Raw genomic sequence first — 16513 nt, 5'->3', positions numbered from 1 at the left:
GATCCCGACCCCGCGACCGCCGGGCCCGGCGGTGTTCCGGGCGGCGGCCGGAGCCGCCCGGATGTTGTTCAGTGTACCGGGTGGGGGCGACAGGGACGGGCGACCGGGCGGGGGTCCCGGCCGTGGCCGGGCGGTGCCGGACGGGGCCTCAGCCGAGCTGGGCGGCGTAGCCGTCCGCGTCGAGCAGCCCGGAGCGGTGGTCCTCGTCGGCGGGGCGGAGCGCGAAGAGCCACCCGTCGCCGTAGGGGGAGGAGTTGACGGCCGCCGGCTCGTCCTCGAGCCGGTCGTTGACCGCGACGACCTCCCCGGAGACCGGGGCGAAGATGTCGCTGACCGACTTCGTCGACTCGATCTCCCCCACGGCGGCGCCCGCCTCGACCGTCTCCCCCACCTCGGGCAGCTGGACGAAGACGACGTCGCCCAGCTCGCTCTGCGCGTGGTCGGTGATCCCGATGCGCACGACGCCCTCGGCGTCGGGGGCGGCGACCCACTCGTGCTCGGCCGTGTAGGACAGGTCGGCAGGGATGTTGCTCATGGGTCACTCCTGGTCGGGCGGGTGCGGACGGCTCGATTATGGCACAGGGCGCCCCGGGGACCGGGGCGCGTCAGCGCGTGGCCCACGCGTCGATCTCGGCGTGGATCGCGCGCTTGCGCCGCGGCGCGGCGAAGGACGCGTCCACGGAGTTGCGCGCCAGGGCCTCCGCCTGCTCGTCGGTCAGCCCGAGGGCCTCGCGCAGGCTTTGGAAGGTGTCGCCGACGTAGCCGCCGAAGTACGCGGGGTCGTCGGAGTTGACGGTCACGGCCAGCCCGCGCTCGAGCATCTCGAGGACCGGGTGCTCGGCGAGGGCGCCGACGACGCGCAGCCGGACGTTGGACAGCGGGCACACGGTCAGCGGGACCTGCTGGGCCACGAGCCGCTCGACGAGCGCCGGGTCGCGCAGGCACTGGATGCCGTGGTCGACGCGCTCCACATGGAGGACGTCGAGGGCCTCCCGGACGTAGTCGGGGCCGGCCTCCTCCCCCGCGTGCGCGACGACGTGCAGCCCGGCCGCCCGGGCCCGGGCGAAGACCTCCCGGAACAGGGCGGGCGGGTGGCCCACCTCGGCCGAGTCGAGGCCGACGCCGTCGATCCGGGACAGGTCCTCGCCCAGCGACTCGAACAGCGCCAGGGCCTCCTCGGCCGGGCGGTCGCGCAGGAAGCACATCACCAGGGTGCCGGTGATCCCGTGCGCGGCCCGCCCGGCCTCGAGGCCGGCGCGGAGGCCGTCGATCACCGCGCCGACCGGCACCCCGCGGGAGGCGTGGGCCTGGGGGTCGAAGAAGAGGTCGACGTGGCGCAGGCCCTGGGCCGCGGCCCGGTCGAGGTAGGCGGTGGTGAGGGCCTCGAAGTCCGGGGCGTCGCACAGCACGGCCATCGTGGCGTAGTAGAGCTCCAGGAACGAGGACAGGTCCTCGAAGTCGTAGTGGCGCCGCAGCTCCTCGACCGAGCCGAAGGGCAGCGCGACGCCGTTGCGGGCGGCGAGCTCGAAGGCGAGCTCCGGCTCCAGGGTGCCCTCGACGTGCAGGTGCAGCTCCGCCTTCGGCAGCGTGTACAGGTCCTTCACCTACGGCGCTCCTTCGCGTCCCGGTCCGGCCGGGCCCCGCCGGTGCGGCAGGACCCCGTGCAGTGTATCGCCGCACCGCGGCGGCCCGGCGGACAGCAAAAAGGACCCTGACCTGCCGGAGCAGATCAGGGTCCTCTCGGTCGGGCTGACAGGATTTGAACCTGCGACCCCTTGACCCCCAGTCAAGTGCGCTACCAAGCTGCGCCACAGCCCGATGTGCTCACCGCGTCGCCGCCCTGAGCACTCGGAACACATTACAGCAACCGGGGACGGAATTCATCTCGGGGCGCCACGGCCGCTCAGCGCTTCCGGCTGCGCTTCTCCCGCACGCGCATGGAGACCTCGATGGGGGTCCCCTCGAAGCCGAAGGTCTCCCGCAGCCGGCGGGTGATGAACCGCCGGTAGCCGGGGTCGAGGAACCCGGTGGTGAACAGCACGAACCGCGGCGGGCGCGAGGACGCCTGGGTGCCGAAGAGGATGCGGGGCTGCTTGCCGCCGCGCACGGGGTGCGGGTGGGCGGCGACGATCTCGCCCAGGAAGGCGTTGAGCCGCCCGGTCGGGATGCGGGTGTCCCACGAGGCCAGGGCGGTCTCGAGGGCGGGCACCAGCCGGTCCTTGTGCCAGCCCGTCCGCGCCGAGACGTTCACGCGCGGGGCCCAGGCCACGTGGGCGAGGTCCCGGTCGATCTCCTTCTCGAGGTAGTAGCGGCGGTCCTCGTCCACGAGGTCCCACTTGTTGAACGCCAGCACGAGCGCCCGGCCGGAGTCCACGGCCATCTGCAGGATCCGCACGTCCTGCTCGGAGAGCACCTCGTCGGCGGCCAGCAGCACCACGGCGACCTCGGCGCGCTCGAGGGCGGCCTGGGTGCGCAGGGACGCGTAGAAGTCGGCGCCCTGCTGCATGTGCACGCGGCGGCGGATGCCGGCGGTGTCGATGAACCGCCACGGCTTGCCGCCGAGCTGGATCAGCTCGTCGACGGGGTCGCGGGTGGTGCCGGCCAGGGGGTCGACGACGACGCGCTCGGACCCGGCGAGCTTGTTGAGCAGCGAGGACTTCCCGACGTTGGGCCGGCCGATGAGGGCCACGCGGCGGGGCCCGCCGGTGAGCTCCGTCTCGGCGACGGCGGAGAACTCGGGCAGCACGTCCATGACGGCGTCCAGGACGTCGGCGGCTCCGCGCCCGTGCAGCGCGGAGACCGGGCGCGGCTCCCCCATGCCGAGGGACCACAGGTAGGTGGCCTCGACCTCGAGCTGCGGGGAGTCGACCTTGTTGGCGACCAGCACGACCGGCTTCTTGACCTTGCGCAGCATCTTCACGATCGCCTCGTCGGCGGCGGTCACGCCGACCGTGGCGTCGAGGACGAGCAGCACCGCGTCGGCGTACTGCACGGCGAGCTCGGCCTGCTCGGCGACACGGGCGTTGATGCCCTTGGCGTCGTACTCCCATCCTCCGGTGTCCACGAGGGTGAAGTTGCGCCCGTTCCAGGTGGCCCGGTAGGAGACCCGGTCGCGGGTCACGCCGGGGGTGTCCTCCACGACGGCCTCGCGGCGGCCCAGGATCCGGTTGACCAGGGTGGACTTGCCGACGTTGGGCCGGCCCACGATGGCGAGCACGGGGGCGGGCCGGCGGGCCGGGGCGCTGTCCTCGCCCTCGGACCACCCGGCCAGCAGCGCCGCGTCCTCCTCGTCGAGCTCGTAGTCCTCGAGCCCGGCGCGCAGCACCTGGGCCCGCTGCTCGGCCTCGTCGTCGTCGATGGCCGCGAGCCGCTCGGCGACGTCGTCCGTGGCGCCGCCGAGGAGCTCGTCCTCGTAGGGGTCGTGGGCCGGGTCGTGCGCGGGGCTGTCGGTCATGGCTGTCCTTCGCTGGGCCGCGAGCGGCCGGTCGTGGTGCTGGGGGATGGTGCTGGGGGTGGAGGGGCCGGCCCCGGGGCCAGTCTAGGCGGGGCGCCCGGCGGCCCGGAGGACCACCTCGATCACGGCCTGGACGGTCTGCTCCACGGTGAGCTCGGAGGAGTCGACGGTGACGACGCCGTCGGCGGCCTCGGTGAAGTTCACGACGGCGGAGTCCTTGGCGTCGCGGCCCACGACCTGCTCGCGCAGCCGCTCGGCGTCCGGCGTCCCGCCGTTCTGCAGGCCGCGGCGGGCCATCCGGGCCCGCTCGTCGGCGGTGAGCAGGATCCGGGCGTCGGCGTCGGGGGCGACCACCGTGGTGATGTCCCGGCCCTCGGCCACGATCCGCCGGCCGCTGCCGGTGATCAGCGCCTGCTGGCGGGCGACCAGGATGCTGCGGGCGGCGGGGTTGGTGGCCACCGCGCTCACGGCCTCGGTCACGCGCGCGCCCCGGATCTCGGCGGCCACGTCCGCGCCGGCCACGAGGACCTGCTCCCGGTCCGGGTCCACGCCCTGCTCGAGCGGGAGGGCGCGGGCGGCCTCGACCACGGCGTCGCCGTCGGCGAGGTCCACGCCCTGGTCCAGGCACCACCAGGTGAGCGCCCGGTACATCGCGCCGGTGTCGAGGTAGGCGAGCCCGAACCGGCGGGCGACCTCCCGGGAGACGCTGGACTTCCCGGAACCCGAGGGACCGTCGATGGCGACGACGAGGGGGCGGTCCGCGGGGGCGGGCGCCCCGGCGGCGCCGGGGCCGCCGGGCTGGGTGCCCGGCGGCGGGACCGGTGGCGTGTTGGTGCGCGTGTTCGTTCCCGAGTTCACTGGACGACCTTCCATCCGCGCTCCTGGAGCGCCTCGACGAGTTCCTTGCGGCGGTTGGGCAGCACCGAGACCTCCGCGAGGCCCACGGGCTGGCCCGGGGAGTGCTCGAGGCGCAGGTCCTCGAGGTTGACCCCGATCTCCCCGATCTCGGCGAGCAGCCGGGCGAGCTGCCCGGGCACGTCGCCCACCAGGACGGTGAGGGTCGCGAACGCCCGGGGCGCGCCGCCGTGCTTGCCCGGGATGCGGGCCTGCCCGGCGTTGCCCTCGGCGATGAGCTGGGCGATGTCCAGCCGCGCCCCCGGCGCCCGGGGCGCCTCGAGGGTGGCGATGAGCCGGTCGAGGTCCTGGCGCACCCCGTGCAGGGAGGCCACGACCGGGGCGGCGTTCGCGGCGAGGATCTGGACCCACAGGTGGGGGTCGGACGCGGCGATCCGGGTGGTGTCCCGCAGGCCCTGCCCGGCCAGCGAGAGGTGGTGCAGGGGGGTGTCCTGCAGCCGGGACGCCAGCAGCGAGGACATGACCTGCGGCAGGTGGGAGATCAGCGCGACCGTCGCGTCGTGCTCCCGGGCGTCCATGAAGGTGACGGTCGCCCCGAGGTCGACGGCGAGGTTCTTCGCCGCCGCCAGCGCGGCGGGCGAGGACCGCCCCGAGTCGCACACGACCCAGGGCATGGAGGTGAACAGCTCCCCGCGGGCGGCGACCGGGCCGGACTTCTCGCGCCCGGCCATGGGGTGGGTGCCCACGTACCGGGTGAGGTCGGCCCCGCGCGCCCGCACGTCGTCGAGCACGGCCTCCTTGACGGAGGCGATGTCGACGACGACGGCGCCCGGGTGGCGCCCCAGCGCCTCGGCCACGGTCTGCCCCGCGACGTCGGGCGGGGTGGCGACGACGACGAGCGCGGGCCCGGGCACCGCCTGGTCCCCCGCCGCGCGGCAGGAGCGGCCCGCGCCGATGTCCTGGGCCACGGCCTCGGCGGTCGGGGAGGCGTCCTGCAGCCAGACGTCGACGCCGAGGTGGCGCAGGCCCAGCCCGATGCTGGCGCCGAGCAGGCCGGCGCCGATCACGAGCACCGGTCCGGTGGTCGCGGCCGGGGCGGGAGGCCCGGAGGGGGGCTGGCTCACGGGTGCTCCTTACATCCCCACCGAGGCGAGGAGGTGCCCGACCTCGGTCTTGGACAGCTTGCGGATGGTGCCCTGCCGCTGGTCCCCGATCCGGATGGGGCCCACCTGGGTGCGCACGAGCTTCTCGACGGGGTGGCCCACGGCGTCGAAGAGCCGGCGCACGATGCGGTTGCGCCCCGAGTGCAGGACGACCTCGACGAGGATGTGCCCGGGGGTGGAGTCCACCAGGCGGAACGAGTCGACGGAGGCCATGCCGTCCTCGAGCTGGATGCCGGCCTTCATGGCGGTGCCCACGCCCTTCTCCATGGGCCCGCGGACCTGCACGAGGTAGGTCTTGGGCACCTCGTAGGAGGGGTGGGTGAGGCGGTTGGTGAGCTCGCCGTCGTTGGTCAGCAGCAGCAGGCCCTCGGTCTCGACGTCGAGGCGGCCCACGTGGAAGACGCGCTCGTTCTTGCGGTGGTCGAGGTAGTCGGACACGCAGGGGCGCCCCTCGGGGTCCTCCATGGTGGACAGGACGCCCTCGGGCTTGTTGAAGGCGTAGTACACGAGGTTCTCGTCGAGCTGGACCCGGATGCCGTCCACGTGGATCTCCGCGGTGGCGGGGTCCACGCGCACGCCGAGCTCGGTGACGGTCTCGCCGTTGACCTGCACGCGGCCCGCCTCGATCATCTCCTCGCACACGCGCCGCGAGGCCACCCCGGCCTGGGCCATGAGCTTCTGCAGGCGCACGCCGTCCGGGTCGTGCTGGTCGAGCCGGTCGACCGGGGGGTTCTTGGGCCGGCGCTTGCGGTGCGGCGGGCGGTAGGGCGTGGCGGGCATCCGCCGGGCGCTCTTCTCGGAGGACGCGAAGGGGCGCGGTCCCCGCTCCGGGGCGGAGCCCTGCGTCTTGCCGGAGGCCCCCTGGCCGGTGCTGCGGCCGGTCGCCTTGCCGGTGGTCTTGCCGGTGGCCTTGCCGGCGCCGGGCTTGCCGCCCTGGAAGCCCTTGGCGGTCCTGCTCGGGGCGCCGCGGCCGCTCTGCGCGCCGGCGCCGCGCCGGCCGCCGGGGCCGGGGCGTCCGGATGATGATCGTGAAGTGGCCATGGTGGTGTCTCAGTCCTCGTAGTCGTCGAGTTGGTCGATGCCCGGCAGGTGAGGGGCGATCTCGGGGAGCTCGTCGAGCGAGCCGATGCCCATCTTCTCCAGGAAGAATCCGGTCGTGCCGTAGAGCACGGCGCCGGACTCGCCGTCGCGCTCGAGCTCGCGGATGAGCCCGCGCTGCACGAGCGTGCGCACCACGCCGTCGACGTTCACCCCGCGGATCGCGGAGATCCGTCCGCGGCTCACAGGCTGGCGGTACGCCACGACGGCCAGGGTCTCCAGGGCCGCCTGGGACAACCGGGCGGTCTGTCCCTCCGCGACGAACGCGGAGACGACGGGGGCGAACGCGCTGCGGGAGTAGATCCGCCAGCCGGCGCCGGTGCTGCGCAGCTCGAATCCGCGCGGCTCCAACGTTCCATCATACCCCGGATCCGCGCCGCGTCCGTCGTACTCCGCGCGCAGGCGGTCCAGGACCCGCTGGACCGCGGCCACGGGGACCACGAGGGCGGCGGCGATCGCGTACTCGCTGACGGGCTCGTCGGCGACCATGAGGATCGCCTCCACGGCCGCCCGCAGCCCGCCCGGCAGCGCCTCGACGTCGGGGCGGGCGGCCCCGTCCGGCCCGCTCACGCGAGCGCCCCGGCGGTCAGCTCCGCGGCACGCGGCTCGGCGGGGACCGGCTCGGCGGTGGACGGGGCGTCGTCGCCCGGGCCCCCGGCGCTCCAGCCGCCGTCGGGGCCGGTCCAGCGCACGGTCAGCTCCCCGAGCGGGCCGTCCTGGACGAGGTCGACGACGGCGTCGCGGTACATCTCCAGCAGCGCCAGGAACCGCACCACGACGACGAGCGTGCTCGCGGCGTCGGCGACCAGGGCCCGGAAGCCGTGCGGGCGGCCGTCGGCGAGCAGCCCCGCCAGAACCTCGGCCTCGTCCGGCACGCTCACGGCGGCGCCGTGCAGGTGGTCGGTGCCCACCTCGGCGGGGGCGCCGGGGCGGGCGCCGAGCACGGCGCGGGCGAGCCGGGCGAGCTGCTCGGGGGTGGTCCGCCAGTCGAGCTCGGGCAGGGCCGCGGCGGCCGGCGGGTCGAGCGGCACGGCGCGGGGGAAGCGCGCGGACTCCGCGCGCAGGCGCTCGTCGAGGAGCCCGGCGACCTCCTTGAAGGCCTTGTACTGCAGCAGCCGGGCGAACAGCAGGTCCCGGGCCTCCAGCAGGGCCACGTCGTCCTGGTCCTCGACCTCGCCGCGGGGCAGCAGCCGGGCGGCCTTGAGGTCGAGCAGGGTCGCGGCGACCACGAGGAACTCGCTGGCCTCGTCGAGGGCCCGGGCGGAACCGGTGCGCTGGAGGGCGCGCACGTAGTGCAGGAACTCGTCGGTCACGCTCGCGAGCGCCACCTGGGTGATGTCCATCTCGTGCTTGGCGATCAGCGATAGCAGCACCTCGAAGGGCCCCGCGAAGTTCTCCAGCCGCACGGCGAAGCCCCCGGGGCCGTCGGGCCCTGGGAGCTCCTCGGCGTGCATCAGGGTGCGCCGCCGCGCGAGATGAGCTCCCGCGCCAGCTGACGGTAGGACTCGGCGCCCTGGTGCGCCGTGGCGAACGAGAGGATCGGCTCGGCGGCCACCGTGGCGTCGGGGAACTTCACGGTGCGCTTGATGACGGTGTCGAAGACCTTGTCACCGAACGCGTCGACGATCCGGGCCATGACCTCCCGCGAGTGCAGGGTGCGGGCGTCGAACATCGTGGCGAGCACCCCGTCGATCTGCAGGCGCGGGTTGAGCCGGTCCTGGACCTTCTCGATGGAGTCGACGAGCAGGGCCACGGCGCGCAGCGCGAAGAACTCGGCGATGAGCGGGATGATCACGCCGTGCGCGGCGGTGAGCGCGTTGACGGTGAGCAGGCCCAGGGAGGGCTGGCAGTCGATGATGATGACGTCGTAGTGCTCCTCGACCTTGCGCAGGGCGCTGGCGAGGACCTGCTCGCGGGCCACCTCGGTGACGAGCTGGACCTCCGCGGCGGAGAGGTCGATGTTGGCGGGCAGCAGGTCGACGTTGTCGACGTCGGTCTCCTGGACGACGTCCCACACGTCCACGCTGCGGTCCATCATGACGTTGTAGACCGTGAGCTCGAGCTCGTGCGGGTTGGCCCCGAGCCCGGCCGAGAGCGCGCCCTGGGGGTCGAAGTCGACGAGCAGGACCTTCCGGCCCAGCTCGGCGAGGGCGGCGCCCAGGTTGATGGTCGACGTGGTCTTGCCGACGCCGCCCTTCTGGTTGACCATCGCGATGATCCGCGCGGGCCCGTGCTCGGTCAGCTCGGGGGGCTCCGGGAAGCTGCGCACGGGGCGGCCCGTGGGGCCGACGGCCCCTGCCGCGAACTCGCCCGTCCCGGGGATCCTCTCGTCGCTTCGCTGGGTCACTCGTGGCACCGCTCTTTCGTGTCGTGTTCGTGCCCGGCGCGCGCCGGCCCGGGCACGCGGGTGGGTGGGGGCCGGTCCGGCCTGGGGCTTTCCTGGACTCGATCAGCTCCCAGGGTACCGCCGCGGCGAGCGCGTCCCGAAAACGGCCGGGCCGCCCGTCCCCGCCGGCCCCGGTGGGGGCGGCGGGGACGGGCGGCCCGGCGCAGGAGCTGCCGGCGGGCTCAGCGCACCGCGGCGGCCTCGGTGACCTCGGCGGCCGCCTTCTCCTGGGAGGCCGGGGCCTCGTGGTGGTGGGCGCTCATGGTGGTCTCGTCGAACTTGTCCTGGCCGGAGAGCACCCGCTCGACCTGCACCAGGTCGAGCTCGCGGGTCCACTTGCCGATCAGCAGCGTGGCGACCGCGTTGCCGGTGAAGTTGGTCAGGGCGCGGGCCTCGGACATGAACCGGTCGATGCCGACGATGATGCCGACGCCGTCCACGAGGTCGGGGCGGTGGGACTGCAGACCGCCGGCCAGGGTGGCGAGCCCGGCGCCGGTGACGCCCGCGGCGCCCTTGGACGCGATGATCATGAACACCAGCAGGGAGACCTGCTCGCCCAGCTCCAGCGGGGAGCCCATGGCCGAGGCCACGAACAGGGCGGCCATGGTCAGGTAGATGGCCGTGCCGTCGAGGTTGAAGGAGTAGCCGGTCGGGACCGTCACGCCCACCACGGGCTTGGACACGCCCACGTGCTCCATCTTGGCGATGAGCCGCGGCAGGGCCGCCTCGGAGGAGGAGGTGGAGAAGATCAGCAGGTACTCGCGCGCCAGGTACTTCATGAGCCGGAAGATGTTCACGCCGGTGACCAGCTTCAGCAGCCCGCCCAGGACCACCACGATGAACAGGGCGCAGGTGATGTAGAAGGCGATCATCAGGGTGGCCATCGAGATGATGGCCTGGACGCCGGTCTCGCCGACCACGCCGGCGATCGCGCCGAAGGCGCCGATCGGGGCGACCCACATGACCATGACCAGGATGCGGAAGACCAGCGCCTGGATGTGGCCGACGGCCTTGAGCACCGGCTTGCCGGCCGGGCCCATCTGCTGCAGCGCGAAGCCCACGATCAGGGCCACGAACAGGGTCTGGAGGATGTTGCCCTCGGTCAGGGAGGACAGCAGCGTCGTGGGGATGATGCCCAGCAGGAACCCGATGGTCCCCTCCCCCTCGGCGTGGCCGCCGCCCGTGACCTCGTACTCGGAGCCCTGGATGTCCAGGCCCTCGCCGGGGTGGATGAGGTTGCCGACGACCAGGCCGATGGCCAGGGCGACGGTGGACATCGCCATGAAGTAGGCCAGGGCCAGCCCGCCGACCTTGCCGACGGTCGCCGCCTTGGCGATGGAGCCCACGCCCAGGACGATGGTGCAGAAGATGATGGGGGCGATCATCATCTTGATGAGCGAGATGAACGCCGTGCCGATGGGCTTGAGCGTCTGGGCGAACTCGGGGGCGACGAGGCCCAGCACGGCGCCGGCGACGACGGCGACGATCACGAAGACGTACAGGTAGTGCGTCCTGTCCTTCTTCTGGGCGGGCCGTTGCGGCTCTACGGGTTCCGTGGCGACGGTGGCCATGCTTCTCCTCCGGTGCGGGTGAGGTGGGACGGGCGGGGCCCGGGATCCCGGGCTGCTGTGACGAGTCTCACCGGCCCGCGCCGGCCGTGTCGCGTTGTGGTCATAATGGTCGTGACCCCGGCCACAGACGGGGGTCATGGTGCGGCGACGGCGGAGAGGGAGGGCGCGGGCATGTCCTTGGCCAGGCGCTTCCTGTACCTGCAGCTCGCGGTCGTGGTGCTGGTCGTCGTCGTCGTCTCGCTCATCCTCTTCGCGCAGGCCCGGGACGCCCTGGTGGCCCGTGCCGAGGGCATGACCCGGGCGGTGAGCACCACCCTCGTCGACGACCCGTTCGTGCGCGACGCCGTGCGCTCCCCGGACCCGCACGCCGCGCTCCAGCCGCTGACGGACCGGCTGCTGGCCGACACCGAGCTCGACTTCGTGACGATCATGGCCCCCGACGGCACCCGGTGGACCCACCCGGTGGCCGCCGAGGTGGGCGAGCAGTACCGGGGCGACCGCTCGCACGCGCTCGCCGGGCAGACCTGGACCAGCACGGAGCACGGCGACCTCGGCCCGTCCGTGCGCACCATCGCCCCCGTCCGGGACGACGACGGGACCGTCGTGGCGCTCGTGGCCACGGGGGTGCTGCTCGACGCCGTGTCGGAGCAGGCGCTCGGCCAGCTCCCGGCGGTCCTGCTCGTCGGGGCGCTGCTGCTGGCCGCGTCCTCGACGGTCGCGGCCCTCATGGCGCGGTACCTCGGGGCGGTCACCCACGGGTGGGGCCCGGAGGAGCTCGCCCAGGTCCACGCGCTGCACGACGCCGTGCTCAACGAGGCCACCGAGGGGCTGCTGCTCGTCGACGCCGGGCAGGTGCGGGTCGTCAACGCCCGGGCCCGCGAGCTGCTCGGGCTGCCCGCCGCGGAGCCGGGCGCGGCCGACCCCACCGCCCTGCCGGTGGCCTCCCTGGGGCTGCCCGGGGCGCTGGAGGCGGTGCTGCTGTCCGGGGCGGCCGTGCAGGAGCAGTGGTTCGTGGTCGGCGAGCGCACCCTGATCGTCTCGACGCTGCCGGCCCGCGGCGGTCCCGCCCGGCGCGGCATGGTCGTCATCCTGCGCGACCACACCGAGATCTCCCGGCTGTCCGGGCAGCTGCGCACGGCCACCACGCTGGCCGCCGGCCTGCGCGCGCAGACCCACGAGCACGCCAACCGGATGCACACGGTCGTCTCCCTCCTGGAGCTCGGCCGCGCCGGGGAGGCCCTGGACTTCGCGTCCGCGGACATGGCGCGGGCCCACAGCCTGTCCGAGGACCTCGTCGCGCGGCTGGACGACCCGTTCCTCGCGGCCCTGCTCGTCGGCAAGACGGCCGCCGCCCACGAGCGCGGCGTCGAGCTGGTCGTGGATGTGGAGGCCGGGGTGCCGCGGATCCCCATCCCGCCCGCCGACCTCGTGACCCTGGTCGGCAACCTGGTCGACAACGCCGTCGAGGCGGCCGCCGCCAACGCCGCGGCCGTGCGCCCGGTCGTGGAGGTCGAGATCGCCCGGACGGACGCGGCCGGGGACGCGGGCGAGGCCGTGGCCGTCACCGTCGCGGACACCGGCATGGGCGTGCCCGAGGAGCTGGGCCGCGCCGTCTGGGACCTCGGGACCACCACGAAGGACGCCGGCCCGGAGGGCCGGGGCGTGGGCCTGCACCTCGTGCGGGAGGTCGTCGAGCGGTGGGGCGCGCGGATCGAGCAGACCAACGACGGCGGGGCCGTGTTCACGGTGACGGTCCCGCTGCCCGCCGCGGAGCGCCCCCGGGTGCCGGGGGTCCCGGCGTGACGGGCCCCGTCCGCGTCCTCGTCGTCGACGACGAGCCGCTCACCGCCGCCTCCCACGCGGAGTACGTGCGCCGCTCCCCCGGCTTCGAGGTCGCCGCGACGGCCGTGTCCGGGCGCACCGCCGTCCAGGCCGTGCAGGCGGCACGGCGCGGGGACCGGCCCGTGGACCTGGTCCTGCTCGACGTCAACCTCCCCGACATGTCCGGCCTCGACGTGGCCAGGACCCTGCGGGCGCGGGGCGAGTCCGTGGACCTGCTCGTGATCACGGCGCACCGGGACGTGGCGACGGTCCGGGAGGCGAGCACCCTCGGCGTCGTGGGCTACCTCATCAAGCCCTTCACCTACGCCGTGCTCGAGGAGAAGCTCGCCGCCTACCGGCGCTACCGGTCCCTGCTGGGCCGGGGCGGGCCGGTGGGCCAGGCCGAGGTGGACCGGGCGTTCGCGGCGCTCAACGAGGCGGCCCGGCCCGCCGCGCCCAAGGGCCTGTCCCCGCAGACGCTGGCGGCCGTCACCGAGCTCGTCCGGGACGGGGACTGGCTGTCGGCCGGGGAGGTCGCCGAGCGCAGCACCCTCTCGCGCGTCACCGCCCGGCGCTACCTGGAGCACCTGGCCGACCGGGGCCTCGTGCACCGGCGGCCCCGCTACGGCACCCCTGGCCGCCCGGAGCTCGAGTACGGCTGGTCCGGCTAGGTGGTGGCCAGGGCGATCGCGGCCCCCGGGGTGACCACCCGGAAGCTGAAGGTCTGCTCCAGGTAGAGGTGGACCTCGTCGCCGTCGTGCCGGTCGTAGCCCACCGACAGGTCCAGGCCCGACTCGAGGACGAAGTCCCCGCCGCGGAGGCTGAGCACCACGCCGCCCTGCACGCCGGGGGCGCGCACGACGGGTCCGCCGGCGAGGATCCTGCGCACGTGGTCCCACACGAGATAGCCGCCGTGCTCGGCGGTCCCGAGCACCGCGGCGTGGTCGCCCGGGCCCAGGACGAGCGCGAAGGGCCCGCCCACCCCGTTGCCGAGCAGGGCCTCCACGGCCTGCGCCACCCGGCGGGGGTAGTCCTCGAAGTCCTCGCCCCGCGGGACCGGCCGGTGCCGCGCCGCCTGCGTGATCCCGACGAGCCCGGCCTCCGGCCAGCCGTGGAGGACGGCCATGTTCTCGGCCGTGGCCATCCGCAGCGCGGCGCGCTCGAGGTCGCCCAGGTCCGGGTCCGGCGCCCCCCGGTCGGCGTCGAGCAGCTCCGCGCGGGAGACCGTGAAGGGCGCCCGCACCTCGACGAGGGGCAGCACGCGCCGGCGGTGGACCTGCAGGCCGTCCGGGCCGGGCTCGAGCGGCTCGGCACGGCCCAGGTCCGTCGCCGAGTGCGCCCAGCCGTGGGGGCCGGAGAAGTCCACGACCCGGCGGGCGCCGAGGGCCGGGAGCAGCCGTGCCCGGACCTCGGCGTCGACGAGGGCCCACGCGCTCTCCGGCAGGGGCGCCAGGGCCCGCAGCAGGTGGTCCCCCGTCATGGCCGGCCCCGCAGCGAGCCGATGCCGAGGGACCCGTCCCCGGGCCCGCCGGGCGGACCCGGGGCACCGGCGCGCGCCTCGCCGGCCCCGGCCCCGGCGGCGCCCGCCTCGGCGGCCTCGCCGTGCTCGACGATGTCGCCCTCCCGCAGCAGGACGCCCTCGGCGATCCGGCGCCACCGGGGCGTGCGCCGGAGCAGGAACTCCAGCGCCATGCAGAAGTGCTTGTACTCCTCCCCCACGGCGTCGAGCATCACGGCGCGCGCCGCGGGGTCCTGCTCGACCGAGATCCGCTGCGCGTACCAGCCGATGGCCTCGGCCTCCTCGGTGAGGTTCGCGCACATCCGGGCGAACGTCCGGGTCTCCTCGGGCAGCTCGCCCGGGGGCTCGTGGTACTGGTCGAAGCCCATCCCCGCTCCCTCCGCACGGCCCCGAGGGGCAGTGGCCGGCCGCCCCGGTCCCGCAGGCTCGTGCGGCCAGGGTAGACCCCTCGCCGCCCCGCGTCGCCCCCTGCGCCGGACCCGGGCGCAGTTCGCCGCTTTGTTGCCGCCCGCCCGCGGCCGCACCGGGGACCGTTCCGCGGCCCGGCAGGAGGGCCGTCAGCGGGCGCGCGGCGGGCGCAGCACCTCCGCCAGGGCGTCCAGGACGGAGGAGTCCTCGATGGTCGAGGGCACGGCGTAGTCCTCGCCGTCGGCCATCTGGCGCATGGTCTTGCGCAGGATCTTGCCCGAGCGGGTCTTGGGCAGGGCCTCGACGACCGCCACGTCCTTGAAGTCCGCGACCGCCCCGATCTGCCGGCGCACGAGGTCCACCAGCTCCTGCCGCAGCTGCTCCTCGGGGGTGTCGACACCTGCCTTGAGCACGACGTACCCGGAGGGCCGCTGGCCCTTGAGCGGGTCGGCGACCCCGATCACGGCGCACTCCGCGACCGCCGGGTGGGAGGCCAGGACCTGCTCCATCGCCCCGGTCGAGAGCCGGTGGCCCGAGACGTTGATGACGTCGTCGGTGCGGCCCATGACGTAGACGTACCCGTCCTCGTCGACGTAGCCGGAGTCGCCGGTGGCGTAGTAGCCCGGGAACGCGGTGAGGTAGGAGTCGACGAAGCGCCGGTCGTCGCCCCACAGGGTGGTGAGGGTCCCCGGCGGCAGGGGCAGGCGCAGGGCGATGTTGCCCTCCTCCCCGGGGCCCAGGGGCGCGCCCAGCGGGTCCAGGATCTCCACCCGGTAGCCGGGCACCGGCACGGACGGCGAGCCGGCCTTGAGCGGGAGGCGCTCGATCCCGAAGGGGTTCGCGCAGATCGCCCACCCGGTCTCCGTCTGCCACCAGTGGTCGACCACGGGCACGCCCAGGACCTCGGAGGCCCAGTGGTAGGTGCCGGGGTCCAGCCGCTCCCCCGCCACGAACAGGGTCCGCAGGGAGCCGGTGTCGTGGCGGCGCACGAGCGCGCCCCCGGGATCCGCGCGGCGGATCGCCCGCAGCGCCGTGGGCGCGGTGAACAGCACCTTGACCCGGTGGTCCTCCACCCGCTGCCAGAAGGCCCCGGCGTCGGGGGTGCCCACGGGCTTGCCCTCGTAGAGCACGGTGGTCGCCCCCGCCAGCAGCGGCCCGTAGACGATGTAGGAGTGGCCCACCACCCACCCGACGTCGGACGCGGTCCACATCACCTCGTCCGGGCCCACGTCGTAGATGTGGCGCATCGACCAGGCGAGGGCCACGGCGTGCCCGCCGTTGTCGCGCACCACGCCCTTCGGGGTGCCCGTCGTGCCGGAGGTGTAGAGCACGTAGAGCGGATCGGTGGCGGCGACGGGGACCGGCCCGGCCGGCTCGGCGCGCTCCGTCACCGCGGCCCAGGTGAGCCACTCGACCGCGGACCGCCCGTTCGCCCCGGCACGGGCCCGGGCGTCCTCGACCGTGGTCTCGAAGCCGTCCCGCTCGTGCACGACCACGGCCGCGGGCGCGTGCTCGGCCAGCCGCAGGGCCTCCTCGATCGCCGGAATGTACTCGATCCGCCGCTTCGGCTCCACCCCGCCGGTCGTGGTCACGACCACGCGCGGGCGGGAGTCGTCGATCCGGGCGGCCAGCTCCTTGGGGGCGAAGCCCCCGAAGACCACCGAGTGGACGGCGCCCAGCCGCGCGCACGCCAGCATCGCCACCGGCGCCTGGGGGATCATCGGCAGGTAGATCAGCACCCGGTCGCCCTTGCCCACGCCCTGCGCGGCGAGCGCCCCCGCGAAGAGGGCCACCTCGTCCCGCAACTGGGCGTAGCTGCGGCGCTCCTGCACGCCGAGCACCGCCGAGTCGTAGATCAGCGCGGTGCGCTCGCCGTGACCGGCCTCCACGTGGCGGTCCAGGGCGTTGTGGGAGGTGTTGAGCTCCCCGTCGGGGAACCAGCGGAAGAGCGGCGCCGTCCCGGCGTCGAGGGCCACGGTGGGCCGGCGCACCCAGTCGACGGCGCCGGCGGCCTCGAGCCAGAAACCCTCCGGGTCCTGGACGCTGCGGCGGTAGACCTGCGCGTAGCCGTGGGCGTCGGCGCCCCCGGCCGGCGGCGTCTGGTGGTCGGTGCTCATGGGTCCCTCCCGGGCGTCGCGGTGCCGGTCGTGGTCCGGCCCGCGGCGGGGCCGGGCGGAGGCCGCTCCCGTGCGCCGGCCCCGCCCGTCAATCTAGTGGCGCGAGTCACACTCGGCAAGG

15 protein-coding genes and 1 tRNA gene are annotated in these 16513 nt (G+C 74.7%); 2 read left to right on the top strand and 14 right to left on the bottom strand.

Annotated features, from left to right (window positions below):
• Positions 1 to 148: 148 nt before the first annotated feature.
• The 11 genes from gcvH to ACYSMR_RS14440 all read right to left on the bottom strand — a co-directional run bounded on the left by gcvH (position 149) and on the right by ACYSMR_RS14440 (position 10527).
• Positions 149 to 535 carry a glycine cleavage system protein GcvH gene (gcvH, locus tag ACYSMR_RS14490; RefSeq protein ID WP_251333587.1) on the bottom strand — a complete coding sequence of 129 codons (387 nt, stop codon included), beginning with the start codon at positions 533 to 535 and terminating at the stop codon, positions 149 to 151.
• A gap of 70 nt (positions 536 to 605) precedes the next feature.
• Complete coding sequence (locus tag ACYSMR_RS14485; RefSeq protein ID WP_461746139.1) at positions 606 to 1604, bottom strand: adenosine deaminase; 999 nt, start codon at positions 1602 to 1604, stop codon at positions 606 to 608.
• 140 nt (positions 1605 to 1744) lie between these two features.
• Positions 1745 to 1818, bottom strand: a tRNA-Pro gene (locus ACYSMR_RS14480).
• A gap of 85 nt (positions 1819 to 1903) precedes the next feature.
• Positions 1904 to 3454, bottom strand: a complete 1551-nt coding sequence (gene der, locus ACYSMR_RS14475) for a ribosome biogenesis GTPase Der (RefSeq protein WP_461746137.1) — start codon at positions 3452 to 3454, stop codon at positions 1904 to 1906.
• An 84-nt stretch (positions 3455 to 3538) separates the two neighbouring features.
• Positions 3539 to 4312, bottom strand: coding sequence for a (d)CMP kinase (gene cmk / locus ACYSMR_RS14470; RefSeq protein ID WP_461746135.1), 774 nt, complete (start codon positions 4310 to 4312; stop codon positions 3539 to 3541).
• The gene (locus ACYSMR_RS14465) at positions 4309 to 5433 is read right to left on the bottom strand and encodes a prephenate dehydrogenase (RefSeq protein WP_309125619.1); all 1125 of its coding nucleotides are present in this window, start codon (positions 5431 to 5433) and stop codon (positions 4309 to 4311) included. Before ACYSMR_RS14465 ends, cmk begins: the two co-directional genes overlap by 4 nt.
• Before the next feature lie 9 nt (positions 5434 to 5442).
• A complete protein-coding gene (locus tag ACYSMR_RS14460; RefSeq protein ID WP_461746132.1) occupies positions 5443 to 6513 on the bottom strand; it encodes a pseudouridine synthase in 1071 nt (356 codons plus the stop codon).
• 9 nt (positions 6514 to 6522) lie between these two features.
• Positions 6523 to 7140: an SMC-Scp complex subunit ScpB gene (gene scpB, locus ACYSMR_RS14455; RefSeq protein WP_309125621.1), complete on the bottom strand. Its 618-nt coding sequence runs from the start codon at positions 7138 to 7140 to the stop codon at positions 6523 to 6525.
• Positions 7137 to 8024 (bottom strand): segregation and condensation protein A, encoded by an 888-nt coding sequence (locus ACYSMR_RS14450; protein WP_461746130.1) that lies wholly within the window; start codon positions 8022 to 8024, stop codon positions 7137 to 7139. Before ACYSMR_RS14450 ends, scpB begins: the two co-directional genes overlap by 4 nt.
• Positions 8024 to 8917, bottom strand: a complete 894-nt coding sequence (locus ACYSMR_RS14445) for a ParA family protein (protein WP_251333595.1) — start codon at positions 8915 to 8917, stop codon at positions 8024 to 8026. The genes ACYSMR_RS14450 and ACYSMR_RS14445 overlap by 1 nt, the downstream gene beginning before the upstream one ends.
• 221 nt (positions 8918 to 9138) lie before the next feature.
• Positions 9139 to 10527, bottom strand: coding sequence for a cation:dicarboxylate symporter family transporter (locus ACYSMR_RS14440; protein WP_251334741.1), 1389 nt, complete (start codon positions 10525 to 10527; stop codon positions 9139 to 9141).
• Between the two features lie 171 nt (positions 10528 to 10698).
• Here ACYSMR_RS14440 and ACYSMR_RS14435 point away from each other — a divergent pair, with 171 nt between their 5' ends.
• Together ACYSMR_RS14435 and ACYSMR_RS14430 are read left to right on the top strand one after the other, a co-directional pair.
• The gene (locus ACYSMR_RS14435) at positions 10699 to 12330 is read left to right on the top strand and encodes a sensor histidine kinase (RefSeq protein ID WP_251334740.1); all 1632 of its coding nucleotides are present in this window, start codon (positions 10699 to 10701) and stop codon (positions 12328 to 12330) included.
• On the top strand, positions 12327 to 13019 hold the full coding sequence (locus tag ACYSMR_RS14430) for a response regulator (protein WP_251334739.1): 693 nt from the start codon (positions 12327 to 12329) through the stop codon (positions 13017 to 13019). Before ACYSMR_RS14435 ends, ACYSMR_RS14430 begins: the two co-directional genes overlap by 4 nt.
• Here ACYSMR_RS14430 and ACYSMR_RS14425 read toward each other — a convergent pair.
• The 3 genes from ACYSMR_RS14425 to ACYSMR_RS14415 form a co-directional block, all read right to left on the bottom strand.
• Positions 13016 to 13828, bottom strand: a complete 813-nt coding sequence (locus ACYSMR_RS14425; RefSeq protein WP_461746126.1) for a family 1 encapsulin nanocompartment shell protein — start codon at positions 13826 to 13828, stop codon at positions 13016 to 13018. The two genes, ACYSMR_RS14430 and ACYSMR_RS14425, sit on opposite strands and share 4 nt — an antisense overlap.
• On the bottom strand, positions 13825 to 14235 hold the full coding sequence (locus tag ACYSMR_RS14420) for a ferritin family protein (RefSeq protein ID WP_251334737.1): 411 nt from the start codon (positions 14233 to 14235) through the stop codon (positions 13825 to 13827). Before ACYSMR_RS14420 ends, ACYSMR_RS14425 begins: the two co-directional genes overlap by 4 nt.
• 189 nt (positions 14236 to 14424) lie before the next feature.
• Entirely contained in the window at positions 14425 to 16392 is a 1968-nt protein-coding gene (locus ACYSMR_RS14415) for an AMP-binding protein (protein WP_461746124.1), read from the bottom strand.
• Positions 16393 to 16513: the final 121 nt, after the last annotated feature.

This window comes from Kocuria sp. U4B (assembly GCF_054875615.1).
The sequence above is the reverse complement of the archived record's forward strand: the minus strand, read 5'-3'. Positions and strand labels throughout refer to the sequence as shown.

What these genes read in the sequence shown, in the direction of transcription:
- ACYSMR_RS14420 (WP_251334737.1), bottom strand. Translation starts at nt 14,235, where the DNA reads ATGGGCTTCGACCAGTACCACGAGCCCCCGGGCGAGCTGCCCGAGGAG.
- ACYSMR_RS14460 (WP_461746132.1), bottom strand. Translation starts at nt 6,513, where the DNA reads ATGGCCACTTCACGATCATCATCCGGACGCCCCGGCCCCGGCGGCCGG.
- ACYSMR_RS14435 (WP_251334740.1), top strand. Translation starts at nt 10,699, where the DNA reads ATGTCCTTGGCCAGGCGCTTCCTGTACCTGCAGCTCGCGGTCGTGGTG.
- ACYSMR_RS14425 (WP_461746126.1), bottom strand. Translation starts at nt 13,828, where the DNA reads ATGACGGGGGACCACCTGCTGCGGGCCCTGGCGCCCCTGCCGGAGAGC.
- ACYSMR_RS14415 (WP_461746124.1), bottom strand. Translation starts at nt 16,392, where the DNA reads ATGAGCACCGACCACCAGACGCCGCCGGCCGGGGGCGCCGACGCCCAC.
- ACYSMR_RS14450 (WP_461746130.1), bottom strand. Translation starts at nt 8,024, where the DNA reads ATGCACGCCGAGGAGCTCCCAGGGCCCGACGGCCCCGGGGGCTTCGCC.
- der (WP_461746137.1), bottom strand. Translation starts at nt 3,454, where the DNA reads ATGACCGACAGCCCCGCGCACGACCCGGCCCACGACCCCTACGAGGAC.
- gcvH (WP_251333587.1), bottom strand. Translation starts at nt 535, where the DNA reads ATGAGCAACATCCCTGCCGACCTGTCCTACACGGCCGAGCACGAGTGG.
- ACYSMR_RS14440 (WP_251334741.1), bottom strand. Translation starts at nt 10,527, where the DNA reads ATGGCCACCGTCGCCACGGAACCCGTAGAGCCGCAACGGCCCGCCCAG.